The 15,344-nt window shown below is 57.2% G+C and carries 15 protein-coding genes; 6 read left to right on the top strand and 9 right to left on the bottom strand.

Annotation, left to right across the window (positions count from 1 at the left end; genetic code table 11):
- Nucleotides 1-58: 58 nt before the first annotated feature.
- Nucleotides 59-2,368: an FdhF/YdeP family oxidoreductase gene (locus AAGR22_RS11695; protein WP_345827644.1), complete on the bottom strand. Its 2,310-nt coding sequence runs from the start codon at nt 2,366-2,368 to the stop codon at nt 59-61.
- A 241-nt stretch (nt 2,369-2,609) separates the two neighbouring features.
- Between AAGR22_RS11695 and AAGR22_RS11690 the strand changes: the two genes are divergently transcribed.
- Nucleotides 2,610-4,202 (top strand): PTS transporter subunit EIIC, encoded by a 1,593-nt coding sequence (locus AAGR22_RS11690; RefSeq protein ID WP_345827642.1) that lies wholly within the window; start codon nt 2,610-2,612, stop codon nt 4,200-4,202.
- A 144-nt stretch (nt 4,203-4,346) separates the two neighbouring features.
- Entirely contained in the window at nt 4,347-5,252 is a 906-nt protein-coding gene (locus AAGR22_RS11685) for a LysR family transcriptional regulator (protein ID WP_345827641.1), read from the top strand.
- Here AAGR22_RS11685 and AAGR22_RS11680 read toward each other — a convergent pair.
- From AAGR22_RS11680 to pspF, 8 genes are all read right to left on the bottom strand, one after another.
- Nucleotides 5,232-6,368, bottom strand: a complete 1,137-nt coding sequence (locus AAGR22_RS11680; protein ID WP_345827640.1) for an oxidoreductase — start codon at nt 6,366-6,368, stop codon at nt 5,232-5,234. The two genes, AAGR22_RS11685 and AAGR22_RS11680, sit on opposite strands and share 21 nt — an antisense overlap.
- A gap of 153 nt (nt 6,369-6,521) precedes the next feature.
- Nucleotides 6,522-7,328, bottom strand: coding sequence for a putrescine export ABC transporter ATP-binding protein SapF (sapF, locus tag AAGR22_RS11675; RefSeq protein WP_345827639.1), 807 nt, complete (start codon nt 7,326-7,328; stop codon nt 6,522-6,524).
- On the bottom strand, nt 7,328-8,320 hold the full coding sequence (gene sapD / locus AAGR22_RS11670; protein WP_345827638.1) for a putrescine export ABC transporter ATP-binding protein SapD: 993 nt from the start codon (nt 8,318-8,320) through the stop codon (nt 7,328-7,330). Before sapD ends, sapF begins: the two co-directional genes overlap by 1 nt.
- Nucleotides 8,321-9,211, bottom strand: a complete 891-nt coding sequence (sapC, locus tag AAGR22_RS11665; protein WP_345827637.1) for a putrescine export ABC transporter permease SapC — start codon at nt 9,209-9,211, stop codon at nt 8,321-8,323.
- Nucleotides 9,198-10,163 carry a putrescine export ABC transporter permease SapB gene (gene sapB / locus AAGR22_RS11660; RefSeq protein ID WP_345827636.1) on the bottom strand — a complete coding sequence of 322 codons (966 nt, stop codon included), beginning with the start codon at nt 10,161-10,163 and terminating at the stop codon, nt 9,198-9,200. The genes sapC and sapB overlap by 14 nt, the downstream gene beginning before the upstream one ends.
- A gap of 1 nt (nt 10,164) precedes the next feature.
- Entirely contained in the window at nt 10,165-11,790 is a 1,626-nt protein-coding gene (gene sapA / locus AAGR22_RS11655) for an ABC transporter substrate-binding protein SapA (protein ID WP_345827635.1), read from the bottom strand.
- A 616-nt stretch (nt 11,791-12,406) separates the two neighbouring features.
- Nucleotides 12,407-12,505 (bottom strand): YoaK family small membrane protein, encoded by a 99-nt coding sequence (locus tag AAGR22_RS11650; protein WP_156484926.1) that lies wholly within the window; start codon nt 12,503-12,505, stop codon nt 12,407-12,409.
- Between the two features lie 15 nt (nt 12,506-12,520).
- Nucleotides 12,521-13,540, bottom strand: coding sequence for a phage shock protein operon transcriptional activator (gene pspF, locus AAGR22_RS11645; RefSeq protein WP_345827634.1), 1,020 nt, complete (start codon nt 13,538-13,540; stop codon nt 12,521-12,523).
- Between the two features lie 163 nt (nt 13,541-13,703).
- On the opposite strand from pspF, the gene pspA reads away from it, so the two are divergent.
- The 4 genes from pspA to pspD all read left to right on the top strand — a co-directional run bounded on the left by pspA (nt 13,704) and on the right by pspD (nt 15,304).
- On the top strand, nt 13,704-14,369 hold the full coding sequence (pspA, locus tag AAGR22_RS11640; RefSeq protein WP_067701585.1) for a phage shock protein PspA: 666 nt from the start codon (nt 13,704-13,706) through the stop codon (nt 14,367-14,369).
- Between the two features lie 65 nt (nt 14,370-14,434).
- On the top strand, nt 14,435-14,662 hold the full coding sequence (gene pspB / locus AAGR22_RS11635; protein WP_067701587.1) for an envelope stress response membrane protein PspB: 228 nt from the start codon (nt 14,435-14,437) through the stop codon (nt 14,660-14,662).
- On the top strand, nt 14,659-15,024 hold the full coding sequence (gene pspC / locus AAGR22_RS11630; protein WP_067701592.1) for an envelope stress response membrane protein PspC: 366 nt from the start codon (nt 14,659-14,661) through the stop codon (nt 15,022-15,024). Before pspB ends, pspC begins: the two co-directional genes overlap by 4 nt.
- 121 nt (nt 15,025-15,145) lie before the next feature.
- Nucleotides 15,146-15,304 (top strand): phage shock protein PspD, encoded by a 159-nt coding sequence (pspD, locus tag AAGR22_RS11625; RefSeq protein ID WP_067702208.1) that lies wholly within the window; start codon nt 15,146-15,148, stop codon nt 15,302-15,304.
- The last annotated feature ends 40 nt before the right edge of the window (nt 15,305-15,344 follow it).

The following is a 15,344-nucleotide window of genomic DNA, read 5'->3' as shown; positions in this document are numbered from 1 at the left end:
TCGCGGCAAGTAAAAAGCCGGGAGACCCGGCTTAGATTGATGAGGGAGGGGGCAGGGATCAGGCGATACGCAGCGCGTCTTTCACCACGGAAAGGCTGATTTTCACCGGCACTGATTTCGAGGTCGGCGTGCCGCTGTCGTCACCAAAGCTGGAGAGAGGGACCAGCGGATTGGTTTCCGGATAGTAGGCCGCCAGATTGCCGCGCGGAATGTTGTAAGGCACCAGCTTAAAGCCGCTGACGCGACGGGTAATGCCGTCATTCCACAGCGTTTCGATATCGACGTTGTCGCCGGCCGACAGTCCCTGCGCCGCCAAATCATCCGGATGGATAAACAGCACCTCACGCTGACCGTAAACGCCGCGATAGCGGTCATCCAGCCCGTAGATAGTGGTGTTGTACTGATCGTGCGACCGCAGCGTTTGCAGGGTAAAAGGCACCTCAACGCCGTCCAGCTGGGGGAACAGTGAGTCCGGCAGCCTGGCGGGGCTGAACTGCGCTTTGTTGTGCAGCGTATTAAAGCGGAACTCAGCAGCGGCATTGCCCAGATAGAATCCGCCTTTGATGTCGCACTTCGCATTAAAATCATCGAAACCCGGAATGGTGGCGGCGATATGGTCGCGGATCAGATTGTAATCGCCCGCCAGCGCCTGCCAGTCAACTTTCTCACTGCCCAGTACCGCCTGCGCAATACTGGCGACAATCCAAGTTTCAGAACGCTGGGTGTCGGCAAGGGGTTTACCCACGCCTTCGGAAGCGTGAACCATGCTGAATGAATCTTCCACGGTAATAAACTGAGGACCGGTGGCCTGAATATCCTGTTCGGTACGACCCAGCGTTGGCAGGATCAGCGCGTCTTCGGCGCCGGGGCAGAGGTGGCTGCGATTGAGCTTGGTGCTAATCTGTACGGTCAGGCCGCAGCGGCGAATCGCCTCCTGGGTACGTGGGCTGTCCGGCGCGGCGGCCGCAAGGTTTCCGCCGAGGGCGATAAGCACTTTCACTTCACCGCGCAGCATGGCTTCCAGCGCTTCAACCGTATTGTGGCCGGCGTCGCGAGGGGGCTCGAAATCAAAGTGTTTCGCCATACTGTCCAGGAAAGCCTGAGAAGGTTTCTCATCGATCCCCATCGTGCGGTTGCCCTGCACGTTACTGTGTCCGCGAACCGGGCAGAGGCCTGCGCCTTTTTTACCCAGCTGACCAAACAACAACTGCAGGTTAACGATTTCGCGAACGGTATCAACCGAGTGTTTATGCTGGGTGATCCCCATCGCCCAGGTACAAATAACCCGATCGGCACTCTGATAAATGGCTGCCGCTTCGCGCAGCTGCTGCTCAGTCAGCCCGGACTGCTTCTCTATCTGTGTCCATTCGGTCGACTCAACCACCGCCAGATACTCTTCCATACCTTCGGTTTTGGCGTTGATAAACACATCGTCAAACAGCCCTTTTGCGCCAGTGGCAATCAGTGCCTTATGGGTTTCGTTCAGCGCTTTAACCATGCCGCGAATGGCCGCCATATCGCCGCCGAGATTCGGCTGGTAATAGGTGGAGCTAATGGATCCGGCTTTGCTGGTCACCACTTCCAGCGGTTTCTGCGGGTCGGCAAAACGCTCAAGGCCGCGCTCGCGCAGGGTATTGAAGGTGACGATTTTTGCCCCGTGATCGGCCGCGTGACGCAGGCTGTGCAGCATACGCGGATGGTTGGTGCCGGGGTTCTGACCAAAGACGAAAATAGCGTCGGCATGGTCAAAATCATCAAGCCGGATGGTGCCTTTGCCCACGCCAATGCTGCGCTTCAGGCCCGTACCGCTGGCCTCATGGCACATATTGGAGCAGTCAGGGAAGTTGTTGCTGCCGTGCAGGCGCCCAAAGAGCTGATACAGCCATGAGGCTTCATTGCTGGCGCGACCAGAGGTGTAAAGCTCCATCTGATCGGGGTTATCCATCGCATGGATATGTTTGGCAATCAGCGCAAAGGCATCATCCCAGCTGATGGGTTCGTAATGGTCGGTTTCGCGATTATAGCGCAGCGGTTCGGTCAGGCGACCCTGGTACTCCAGGAAGTAGTCGCTCTGCTGATAGAGGGCGGAAACGCTGTACTGGGCGAAGAAACGGGCATCGATGAAGCGACGGGTGGCTTCCCAGGTTACCGCTTTGGCACCGTTTTCACAGAAGCTGAAGGTACTTTTGTTATCGTCGCCCCAGGCACAGCCCGGGCAGTCAAAGCCTTTCGCTTTGTTCATGCGCATCAGGTTACGCATGTTTTTCAGAACTTGTTTGCTGTCGAAGACGAAACGGGTAGTGGCTTCAAGAGATCCCCAACCGCCGGCAGCTGCCTCATAGGGCTTGATTGCAGTTTTAAATTTCATATGGCTTCGCAGGTTTAATTTATGTTTTTGGGATGTTAATAAACTATTGCTTCTTTTATGGGATAAGTCTGCATTCAGGTAAAAAAATTGTCTAATTGATTGGTTTAATGGTGCGATAGCTAATGTTTATCGCGAAAGCGTGATGGGACTCAAACATTGCGCCACAAAACTATGAGCAAACCGTTCCCCCGCGGCGAATTGGCTAATAATTAGGCTTTCTCACCGACGCGTTGAGGGACCTATGAAAGAATTTGCCAGTAAAATCCACGCCTTCGGGAAGGCGCTGATGATGCCCATCTCCGTGATTGCGGCCGCCGGTATTTTCCTCGGCCTGGCGGCTGCCCTGCAAAATCCGGCCGTAACCGGCGAAACCTTTGCCAGCTGGCCCCTCCCTCAACTGCTGATCGGCTTTATTCGTAAGGTGGCGGGCGCACTATTTGCTAACCTGCCGCTCTTTTTTGCCGTGGCCAGCGCAATTGGTCTGGCGAAAGCCGAAAAGCCCACCGCAGCGTTCGCCGCGGTGATCGGTTTTATTGCTATGCACGTTGGCATCAGTGCCACACTGGCGGCGCAGGGGCTGACCGCCGCGACCACCACGGCCGCAGCCCTTCAGGCAAAGGGGATGACGCAAACCGCAGCGCTGATGACCTCGGCGGAGTACACCGAAACGCTGGGCATCTTTACCTTTAATATGAGCGTGCTCGGCGGGGTGATCGCCGGTTTGCTGACGGCGGCGCTCCATAACCGCTTCTATACCACGCAGCTTCCAATGGCCATCGGTTTCTTTGGCGGCAGGCGGCTGGTGCCCATCGTGACCGTGCTGGTTCTGCCACTGGCAGGGGTGCTGCTGGCGGGGATCTGGCCGACAATAGGTTCCGGGATAGCCTGGATTGGCGCACTGATTGGCCGAAGCGGTCAGTACGGCGCATTTCTGTATGGCAGCAGCGAGCGGCTGCTGATCCCCACCGGGCTTCACCACATTCTCAATGAAACCGTGCGTTTCACGCCTATAGGCGGCATCGCTCAGGTGGATAATCAGACGCTGGTAGGGGCTTTGAATATCTTTAATTACTCCCTTACGCATCCGCAAAGCCTCAGCGATGACGCGGTACGCAGCGCCACCCGCTTTCTGGCGCAGGGCAAAATTCCGGTCATGATGTTCGGACTGCCTGCGGCCGCGCTGGCGATGTATCACTGCGCCCGCCCTGAACACAAACAGCGGGTAAAAGCCCTGATGCTGGCGGGCGCACTGACCTCGTTTACCACCGGCATTACCGAACCGCTGGAGTTCTGTTTTATCTTCGTCTCCCCGGTGCTGTACCTGCTACACGCGCTGCTCAGCGGCCTCTCTTTTATGCTGATGTCAGTGCTGCACCTGATGATTGGCAATGTGCAGGGCGGCGCCATCGATCTGATGGTCTTTGGGGTGCTGGGCGGCAGCAAAACGCAGTGGTGGTGGACGCTGGTGCTGGGCGCACTCTATATACCAGTATATTACTACGGTTTCCGCTTTATTATTCTGCGCATGCGGGTCGAAACCCCCGGCAGAGAGTCGGAAGAGGAGGATAAACAATCCGCTATCTCCGATGCCGGAGAGCGCACGCGGATCATTATCAGCGGGTTGGGCGGCGAGGCCAATATAGAGGATATTGATTGCTGCTTTACCCGACTGCGGGTGAGGGTCAGGGCGATGCAGGAGGTGGATGACAAAACCCTGCTAACGACCGGAGCAAACGGCGTAAAGCGCGTCAGCGATCATGACGTACAGGTTGTTTACGGTCCGCAGGTTGAGAACATCGCCAACGAGGTCAAAACAGCCCTCGGCGTTACCTGAATGGATCTGAAACCAGGAAAAGAGTGCGGTTGTTTACACCATTGAAACATGGGACGCTGTGTCAGTATAGGTCTTCCCGCATCCGGCTCAGCGTCAACATGATCACCCCGCTGACTGTACCTAATGACGTGATATTAAGAAATAATGGATATAAAACAGCTTATTTACCTGGTCAACCTTGAGCGCGAGAGGCACTTTGGCCGCGCCGCAGAGGCCAGTTTTGTCAGTCAGCCCACGCTATCGATGCGCCTGAAAAACCTTGAGCGGGAGCTGGAACTGTCGCTGATTAACCGCAGCAACAACTTTGATGGCTTTACCGCCGAAGGCGAGCGGGTGCTGGTCTGGGCACGGGAGATCGTGTCGGTTTACCAGGGGCTTAAGCTGGAGGTGGAATCCCTCAAGCACGGGGTAAACGGTACACTGCGTATTGGCGTGGTACCGCAGTGCAGCCTCTCGCTGCCGCTGATGCTGAAAGTCATTGGCGACCGCTATCCCGATCTCGATTACCGGGTGGCGGTGCTTAGTGCCGATCAGCTGCTGGATGCGCTTAACAGCCACACCGTTGATGTCGGCATTGGCTTTTTTGAGCCTGCGACCCTGCGTGAGCTGCATTTTCAGGCCATCTCATTACAGGATGAAGGCGTGGAAGTGGTCTTCCACCCGCAACACTTCCCGCAGCTGGTGGGCGACGAGGCGCTGATGCCTGGCGAACTGGCCGGGATACCCCTGTGCCTTGCCGAGCAGACGCGCTATTTCCGGCGCTATCTGGACAGCCACTTTCGCGAAGCCGACGTCCGCCTGCGGGTGATACTGGAAACCACCTCGATTTTTCAGCTGGTACAGGCCACCCAGGTTGGCCTGGGGGCGCTGATTTCACCCTGCGGACACCTGCTTGCGGAAATGACCCCCGAGCTGCAACGACGCAGGCTGGTTATCGAGCCGATGGCCCGTCAGGCCGCAGTGGTGATTGCGGAGCCGGGCAGGGCGACACCGCTGTCACAGCACTTTTTTGATGAGGTACGCGGCTGGTCAGGTGGTCGTGCCCAGTGACTGCATCAGGCGGTTGTTCCAGCTGGCCAGCGCCGTGCTCATGAAAATGTTCAGCATCAGGCTAAGCGTGAATCCCTGCGCCTGAAGCGGTTGGATCTGAGCGGCGTTAAAGCGCTCGGGCGAGCGGGTGAGCTGAGCAGCCGCCTGAATGATGGCCCGATCGGTGTCGCCAGCCACTGCCATGGCCCGTTCGATGTTCTGCTGCAAGGCATCCCGTAACATGCCCGATGGATAACGGTAAAAGCAGGCCGCACTGCCGTTAATCCTCGCCGCCACGGCCGCCCCCAGCGCGCCTTCAGGCGTTTCAAGCGACGCTTCCAGCGCGCCAAACAACCTGCCCCAGCCATAAAGTGCCGACGCGTCATGCGCTAAAAGCCATGCGCTCTCCTTCAGCACGGCCTGTGGCTGGCAAAAGGTCAGCGCTTCCAGCTGGCGCGCGGAAGCATAGCGCAGCTCGACGGGCGGCAGCTGCGGCTGCCAGCGGTCGCCGGGTAAAAAGGGGTCAGCATCCGCTGGTACGTTAACGCCGGGGATCCAGCAAACTGGCAGCGCCAGCATGGCGTGAATACCGGCCACCACGCGAGCCTGGTAGCTGACGAAGCCGATTATCTGGCTGAAGGTGATTATATCCGGTGCCGTCAGGCCAACCTCATCCAGGCGCATAAGCGTAGCGGGGGTGATCAGCGTGGGCTGGCTTGCCAGCTGGCGGGCATATTCCGTTATTTGCGTCAGGCGATGATTACTTTCGCGCGAGGAGTCCGGGCCAGGCAGCGGATTAAGCCGCGCAGCGTAGTGATTACACAGACGCTGAATACCGGTAACCTGCGCGACGGTCAGCGCGGTGCTCAGCCGGTCATACAGCGTCAGGGTGTGCGTCAGGCTGGTGGTGACCTGGCGGGGAAGCAGCACATCATACATTTCACGGGAAGCGAGCAGAGCAGGCTGCGCCAGGAACAGCGTCTCCTGCAATTCACCCGTGCAGGCTGATGCCAGGCCTAGCAAAAATCGATCTTCGATATCGGCCGCTTCAGGAACCAGCGGGGCAGCCTGCGACGTGAGCGTGGACTGTGTTTCATGATACCAGTGACTGTTGCCGGAAAAACGGCGCTGTTCCATGGTCATTCCTTTTCAAGTTAGCCGGCCCGGCGAAAGGGTAAAAGGCGGCAAAACGCGTTGACCGGGCCTGAAGAACAGAATCATCCTGGCGCAACGGGAGAAGTGAACCAAAGACCAATCGGTGCTAATTAATAGCGTAAAGGTATAATGAGGTTAGCGATCCTTGCGCCAGGCGTCGGCGGTCAGGGCTTCGCCAAAGTGACTGCTAATCAGGCGTCGGGTCAGGTCGTGCAGCGGGCTGGCCATCACATCCGCGGTGCTGCCGCGCTCCACCACTTCTCCCTGATGCATGACCAGCACCTTGTCGCTGATATGTTTCATCATCCCCAAATGCTGGGTCACATAGATATAGGCGATGCCATGCTTATCCTGTAGCTCCAGCATCAGATTAACCAGCTGTGAACGCATCGACATATCCAGCGAGGCCAGCGCCTCATCGGCGACAATGACCTTCGGCTGGAGGATAAGCGCGCGCGCCAGGCCCACGCGCTGCCGCTGCCCGGGCGCCAGCATATGGGGGTAGTAGGCAGCATGATCTCTGAGCAGGCCCACCTGGCGCAGCGTAGCGATAATGCGCCCTTCGCGCGCTTCGGCTGAGAGATCGGTATTGAGCCTGAGGGGAAAGTCCAGAATCTGACTGATGCGCTGACGCGGGTTCAGGGATGTTGAGGGATCCTGAAATATCATGCGAATACGCTGGCTGCGATAGCCATAGTCGCCGTATTCCAGCGGCCGGTCATCGATAATAATATCGCCGGCGGTCGGCGCAATCATGCCGCTGAGCATTTTCGCCAGGGTTGACTTCCCCGAGCCGTTCTCACCGATAATCGCCAGCGTCTGACCCTCAGACAGGGTAAAACTGACGGATTTTACCGCCTCCACGTGCTGACGACGGAACAGGCCCGTACGATAGCGGTAAGTTTTGCTCAGCGCGCGCACTTCAAGCAGCGTATCCACCATTACTGACTCTCCATATTGAGCGGGAAGTGGCAGGCGTACAGGTGGCTTTTCGTCCCGGTCAGCCTCGGCGTCTGAATACAGGTCTTCTGGGCATAGGGGCAGCGTGGACCCAGCCGACAGCCAATCGGCAGATGCTCAAGCGAAGGGATCGCGCCGGGTAGCGTATTCAGCCGACTTTTATGCGGCAGCGCGCGGCCAAAGTCCGGCATGGCGCGGATCAGCGCCTGGGTATAAGGGTGGTGCGGCGTATCGAGCAGATCGGGACTCAGCGCAGTTTCCACCGTCTGGCCGCAGTACATCACATTGATGCGGTTAGCCCAGTGGCTCAGCATCTGAAGATCGTGGCTGATCAGCAGTATCGTGGTGTTATTGTTCTGATTAAGCCGCGACAGCAGCCGAAAAATTTGCGCCTGGGTGGTCGGTTCCATAGCATTGGTTGGCTCATCCGCAATCAGCAGCCGCGGCTGGTTCGCCAGGGCGATGGCAATCATCACCTTCTGACACTCCCCCTCAGTCAGCTCATAGGGGAAACTGCTCATAATCTCGCTATGGTCTTTAATCCCCACGCGGTGAAGCAGCTCAATGGCCCGGCGGTGCCGCCAGCGAAAGCGCTGATACCAGCGGCCTTTCCACGTCCAGCCGGGGATCGCCTGCACCAGCTGGCGTCCAATGCTGGCAGAGGGATCCAGGCAGGACTGCGGCTCCTGAAAAATCATCGAAATATTGTGGCCGATGATTTTGCGACGCTCGCGCGGAGAAAGATGCAGGAGATCGATATCATCAAAGCGCATACGATCGGCGGTCACGCGCCAGTTATCGCGGGTTACGCCGCAAATCGCCTTCGCGATCAGGCTTTTACCAGAACCGGATTCGCCCACCAGCCCGCGAACCTCGCCCGCGCTTAGCGTCATACTGACGCGATCCACGGCCTTCACCGGTCCGTCAGCGGTGATAAATTCAATGGTCAGATTGCGAATATCGAGCAGCGGCATCTATTCAACTCCCGATACAATGGCGCGGCGGATGCCGTCACCCAGCAAATTGACGATCAGCACGCTCAGCATAATGGCGCCGCCGGGCAGCATCACTGTCCAGGGGGCCACGTAAATCAGCTCCAGCGCATCACCCAGCATCGCGCCCCATTCAGGTGAGGGCAACTGCGCACCTAAATCGAGAAAACCCAGTGCGGCAATGTCCAGGATCGCCATCGACAGCGCACGGGTCAATTCGCTCACCAGCAGCCCAAGGATATTGGGGAAAATCGCATGACGAAGAATATCCATGCTGGTGGCCCCGTCCAGCCTGGCCGCGACCACATAGTCCTTCTCAAGCTCGTCATGCACCGCCGTATAGATGGCGCGAACCAGCCGGGGCAGTATCGCCAGAAATACCGCCAGCAGCGCATGTTCAAGCCGTGGCCCCATAAAGGCCACCACGATAATTGCCAGCAGCAGGGAGGGCAGCGAGAGCAGCGTATCCAGCACGTGATTAAGCAGGGCGGACCGCAGCCCGCGGGTCAGACCGGCCATCACCCCCAGCACCATGGCGCAGACGGCGGCAAGCAGGGTCACCAAAATCGCCGACCCCACGGTGGGGGCGGCACCGCTCAGCAGACGGCTCAGCACGTCACGACCCAAATCGTCGGTGCCGAGAAAGAATGAGACATCGCCATAGCGCGACCATGAGGGCGGCATCAGCTGATAGCCCAGAAACTGCTGGTCGAGACCGTAGGGGGCCAGCAGGCGGCCAAAGATGCACACCAGCAGCAGCGCAATAAAGGTATAAAAGCCAATCATTGCGGTGGTATCCCGGTAAAACAGGCCCCAGGTGTGGCGAAGCGGACTGGGTAACCGCTTCTCGTCGTAAATGTTATCTGAGGGCATACCACTCCTTATGCTTAAGTGGCGTGGTGAGGGCACCGAGAATATCCGCCAGAACGTTAACGGTGATCACCAGTCCACCCACCGTCATCACGCCCGCTGAGATAGCCGCATAATCCTGCTGGCGAATGGCATCCACCAGCCAGCGACCCAGACCCGGCCAGCTAAACACCACTTCGGTGATCATCGCCAGCGTCAGCATGGTTGAAAATTGCAGTCCCAGGCGGGGTATAACCGGTGGCAGCGCATTATGCAGCACGTGACGCCGGATAATGGTCATCAGCGACAGACCCCGGGTAGCGGCGGCCTTAATATAGTTTTTCTCCATCACCTCACGCGTACTGATGCGCAGCAGTCGGATCACCTCGGTAGTGGGCGCGACGGCCAGTGCCGTCACCGGCAGAATGGCGTGCATCAGCGCGCTGATCATCATTTCATGCCGCCAGGGGGAGTGGCTAAGCCAGGCGTCAATCAGCGCAAAGCCGGTGATATTTTTGACCGGGTAAAGCAGGTCAAACCGCCCGGAAACGGGCAGCCAGCCGAGATTCAGCGAGAAATAGAGCGTCAGCAGCAGCGCCAGCCAGAACACCGGCAGGGAGAATCCGAGCAGCGCAATCGCGCTGATAAGCTTATCCTGCCATTTATTGCGCATGACACCTGCGGCGATGCCCAGTGGAATACCAATCAGCATGGCCAGTGAAAAAGCCAGCAGGCAGAGCTCAAGCGTGGCCGGAAACACTTCGCGTATCTGCGGGCCTATTGGTTCGCCGTTGATACTCGACACGCCGAAATCGAGCTGGAGAAGTCCTTTATACCAGAACACAAAAGCATCGCTAAATGAGGCGCCCTGTAGCGGGGCATGCGGCGTAAAATAACTCAGGCTAAAGCCCACCAGCGTCAGCATAAATAGCGTCACCAGCCACAGTACCAGCCTTCGCAGAGTGTAAATCACCATATTATTTCCCCCCAGCCTTATCGCGATGAACGCCGGCAAACGACGCATTACCAAAGGGACTCAGTACCAGACCGTGGATGTCGGCCCGGTAGGCCTGCAGACGGAGAGAATAAGCCAGCGGCAGCACCGGTAAAGATTTTGCCAGCATGCTTTGCGCCTGAGCGTAGTAGTCGACGCGCGATGAAAGATGTTGGGAGAGCAGGGCCTTATGCAGCACGTCATCCAGCGCGGCATCGCACCAGTGCGCATAGTTCGTCTGCGATCCTATAGCCGCACAGCTCAGCAGCGGGCGAAAAAAACTGTCCGGATCGTTGCTGTCGGTTGCCCAGCCCGCCAGCGTCAAATCGTGGTTCATCTCCATCAGGCGGGCTTCCTGAAAACGGCCTTCAACGGGGACGATAGTCACCGTCACGCCAACCTGCGCCAGGTCGGCCTGAATCAGCTCGGCGGTCTTTAACGGACTGGGATTCCACGCCTGAGAAGCCGAGGGCACCCACAGCGTGAGATGCAGGTCTTCCACGCCCTGTGCCTTCAGCAACTCGCGCGCCTTACCGGGATTGTATTCCGTCACCCGCGAATCATTATTATAGGCCCAGGAGGCGCGCGGCAGGATCGAGGCGGCGGTTTCCGCCGTACCGTAATAGATCGATTCCATCAGGCGTTCATTATTTATCGCCAGCGCCAGCGCCTGACGTACGTCCGGGCGGTCCAGCGGCGCTTTGCGGGTGTTAAAGGCCAGATAGGCGATATTCATCCCCGGCCGCAGCGTAAGCCGCAGGCGGGGATCGTCGCGCAGCACGGAAATCTGACTGGCCGCCGGGTAAGCCAGCACGTCGCACTCACCGGTAAGCAGCTTCGACAGCCGTCCTGTACCGCCTGCGCCCATATCAATCACCACCTGCGCCATACGCGGCAGACCCTTCCAGTAGTCAGGATTGCGCGCCAGGCGAATATATTGTCCGGTACGATAATCGCTAAGCATAAAAGGCCCGGTGCCCACCGGCTGACGGTCCATCTGCTCCTGATGGTCTGCGCGCGTCAGTTGTTCCGCATACTCTGCCGACAGCACTGGGGCGTAGTGGGTGGCCATATGCCAGAGAAAAGAGGCGTCAGGATTTTTTAGCTGGATTTCAACGGTGTTCCGATCGAGCTTTTTCACGCTTTTAACCGCATCGGCAAATTGCAGGCTGTCAAAATAGGGATAGCTGCCCCCGTTAACGTTATGCCAGGGCGAACCGCGATCGAAAATACGCTGAAAGCTGAAAACCACGTCGTCAGCGTTCATCGCGCGCGTGGGCGTGAACCAGGCGGTTTTCTGAAACGGGACGTTATGGCGCAGATGAAAACGGTAGGTGGCACCGTCGTCCCGTATCTCCCAGCTTTCCGCCAGCTCGGGGATCAGCCGGTAAGTATAGGGGTCGACATCCAGCAGGCGGTCATACATCTGGGCGGCCAGCGTATCCACGACCAGTCCGCCGCTGGCCAGCTGCGGGTTGAACGTGGTTACCGCGCCGTTAACGCAGTAGACAAATCCGCTCTGGCGAATATCGCCCGGCGGGGCGGAGCAGGCAGAGGCGGAGGCCAGCAGAGCCAGTCCGGTCAGTAGGGTGGGGATAAGTGTGCGCATAGGTCATCTGAAACTCAGGCAATAATCAGAGTGTATCGCACTCTCCCGTATCGCCCAAAGTTTGCAGTGGTAACTGGCGCTTTTTAAACCACCCTGCGCCTGAACGCCTAACCCACCGCCCGGCGGATTGCTGCCAATACGCCCAGGGTTGCTATGGTAATGAGAAAAATTCTCAACAAAATGCTTTACAGACAGTAGTGAGAATGATTACTATTCAAATGCGCTTCGACGGTGGCTCTACTGAAGAAGAGCACGACATTGCTCACATTGCTTCCAGTAATACTTTAGCCCGCCTTGAGCGGGCTTTTTTTTGCTGTCACTGGATGCCGAAAGACGAAAAAAAACCCGCACGAGGCGGGCTTATTTCCACTTGCAGGATAGTAGGAGTATCCCGCTTATTCGATTCGTTTGTAATGTAAAAAGGCCCGCGTTACCGGGCAGCAAGCACTACAAAAGGGGTTATCCAAAATGCACTCAGTACCAATCCCTCGCTTACTGATGACCTCAGCCTACAGAGTTAAAACAAAATAGATATTATTGTCTTAAAAAGGCGTAAAAATAAGCACGTTATGCATTTTAGAAATGACCTCATCGCCGCGCGCGGGGTTATGGAACTTTAGCTTCCAGGTGCAAACGCGCCGCTGGCTAAAAACCACGACATAAAGGCGACGGCCGCAACGAGGATAATAACGGGTGGAATTAATTTCAGGTTCATCGGTGTTTCTCTGGGTTAAGGTTGAACAACTGCCTGTTTCTCGCCATTTATATCGTGCTTTTTTATCATCGCGCGCAGTTGATGATAGGTTACCCCCAGCAGCACAGCCGCCCGACGCTGGTTAAAGCGGGACTCCACCAGGGCTTTTTCCAGCAGCGCTTTTTCCTGTTCATTCTGCCAGCGGCGTAAATCCACGGGCAGGGCGGGTAGCTGTGGCGCAGCCGTCGGTGCCGGTGCTGATTGTGCCGTGAGCGCGGAGGAACGCCGCTGAAAAGGATCGAGGATAATATCATCCAGCGGCTGGTCGGGTTCTGCATGGCGGTATACTGAGCGTTCAACCACGTTTTTTAGCTCACGAATATTACCGGGCCAGTGATACGCCAGCAACGTCTGCTGTGCGTTCTGAGTGAATCCGGCAAAAAGCATCAGTTCCAGTTCCCGACACATCTGTATGGCGAAATGGTTAGCCATGACCAGAATATCGCTGCGGCGTTCGCGCAGCGGGGGCAGTTGTACCACATCGAAGGCGAGACGATCGAGCAAATCCGCGCGGAATTTTCCCTGCTGTGCCAGCAGGGGCAGGTCGTCATTAGTGGCACAGACCAGCCTGACGCTTACCTGTAGCGGCTGACTTCCACCGACCCGCTCCAGCTGTCCGTATTCAATTACCCGCAGCAGCTTCTCCTGAACCAGCATCGGGGCCGTTGCCAGCTCATCCAGAAACAGCGTTCCTCCGTCTGCGCGCTCAAAGCGGCCCAGATGGCGCTTTTGCGCACCGGTAAAGGCGCCCGCCTCATGCCCAAACAGTTCGGAGTCGAGCAGGTTTTCGTTCAGCGCCGCGCAGTTTAGCGAAATAAACGGCCCCTGCCAGCGGTCAGAGAGGTAGTGCAGGCGGCTGGCGATCAGCTCCTTGCCGGTTCCGCGTTCGCCGGTCACCAGCACTGGCTTGTTCAGCGGGGCAAGGCGGGAAACCTGTTCCAGCACCTCAAGAAAGTTGTTCGACTCGCCCAGCAGGGTATCGTTAAATTCGCTCATGAAATTCACCATCTGTTAGTGATTTACACCACCTTAAACTTACCTTGCCAGGGTGTAAAGTAATCTTTTTGAGGTAAATCAGTAAGATAAAAGTTGGCACGGGAATTGAATTAGATAACAGAGCGCACCGCGCCTGATAAACAGATTAATGAGGAGTGTAATTATGGGTATTTTTTCTCGCTTTGCTGACATCGTGAATGCCAACATTAACTCTCTGCTGGAAAAAGCGGAAGATCCGCAGAAGCTGGTTCGCCTGATGATTCAGGAAATGGAAGACACGCTGATTGAAGTTCGTTCCACTTCTGCCCGTGCGCTGGCAGAAAAGAAACAGCTCTCGCGTCGTATCGAGCAGGCGGAAACACAGCAGGCCGACTGGCAGGACAAAGCCGAGCTGGCTCTGCGCAAAGAGAAAGACGATCTGGCCCGCGCGGCGCTGATCGAAAAGCAGAAGCTGACCGAGCTGGTCACGACGCTGAGCCGGGAAGCGGAGCAGGTCGATGAGACGCTGGTACGTCTGAAAGGCGAAATCGGCGAGCTGGAGAAGAAGCTGAGCGAAACGCGCGCGCGTCAAAAAGCGCTGACCCTGCGTCACCAGGCGGCTTCGTCCTCTCGGGATGTGCGTCGCCAGCTGGACAGCGGTAAAATCGATCAGGCGATGGCGCGGTTTGAGTCGTTTGAACGCCGCATCGACCATATGGAAGCGGAAGCCGAAAGCCAGAGTTTTGGCAAACAGCAGACGCTCGACCAGCGGTTTGCCGACCTGCACGCCGATGACGAAATCAGCGAGCAGCTGGCCGCGCTGAAAGCGAAAATGAACCGCGGCGAATAAGTCTTTGAATGGCACCCCTGTGGGTGCCCACGTCAGCTATCGGATAACTGTTTCAAGGAGAGTGAATGAGCGCGTTATTTCTGGCCATACCTTTAACCATTTTTATGCTGTTTGTGGCACCGGTCTGGTTATGGCTGCACTACAGTAACCGTCAGAATGGCGGTGCTGAACTGTCCCAGAGCGAGGTCCAGCGGCTACAGCAGCTCACGGCTGATGCAAAAAGGATGCGCGAGCGCATTCAGACGCTGGAAGAGATCCTTAACGCGGAGCACCCTAACTGGAGGCAGCCATGATTGACCTGACATTTAAGGGCCGCAGGCTGTACCGCATTCCGGCCAGAGGTAAGATCAAGGGCGTCTGCGCGGGCCTGGCTGAATTTCTGGATATACCGGTGCAGCTGGTGCGGGTGATGGTGGTGCTGTCGCTTTTCTTCGGTGTTTTTATCTTCACCGCTATCGCTTATTTTGCGCTGGCCTTCCTGCTTGATGAAAAGCCGGACAGCGCGGCGACTGGCGCGCAACCCCGGCCTTGCGCGCGCGAACTGCTCGATGATTTGCAGAACGAACTGCGCGGCGTCGAGCTACCGCTACGCGAAATGGAACGCTATGTGACCTCAGAAACCTTTAGCGTTCGCAGTCGGTTTCGTCAGCTTTAATCCCGTTGTTCACGCGGGCTCGCATCCGGGCCCGGTATAATTCTGGAGACACCCCTTGCGTAATGTTCATCAGACTTTTAACCGTCACGCCAGACCCGTTTTAAAGCAGGCTGGTAAATTTATGCTGCTCGGTGCGATGAGCTACGGCCCTGCGGGCCTGGCCGGCTGGGCGGTCAAATCTGTTGCGCGCCGCCCGCTAAAAATCGTGCTGGCCTGGGCACTGGAACCTCTCCTGCGCCGGATGATGCGTCACGCCACGGCGCGCTGGAATAAACCCTGAGGGCATGAACCCGCCATAAATTGCTACACTGGGTGACGCA

The sequence above is a fragment of the Erwinia sp. HDF1-3R genome (assembly GCF_039621855.1).
Classification (GTDB): Bacteria; Pseudomonadota; Gammaproteobacteria; order Enterobacterales; family Enterobacteriaceae; genus Erwinia.
The sequence above is the reverse complement of the archived record's forward strand: the minus strand, read 5'-3'. Positions and strand labels throughout refer to the sequence as shown.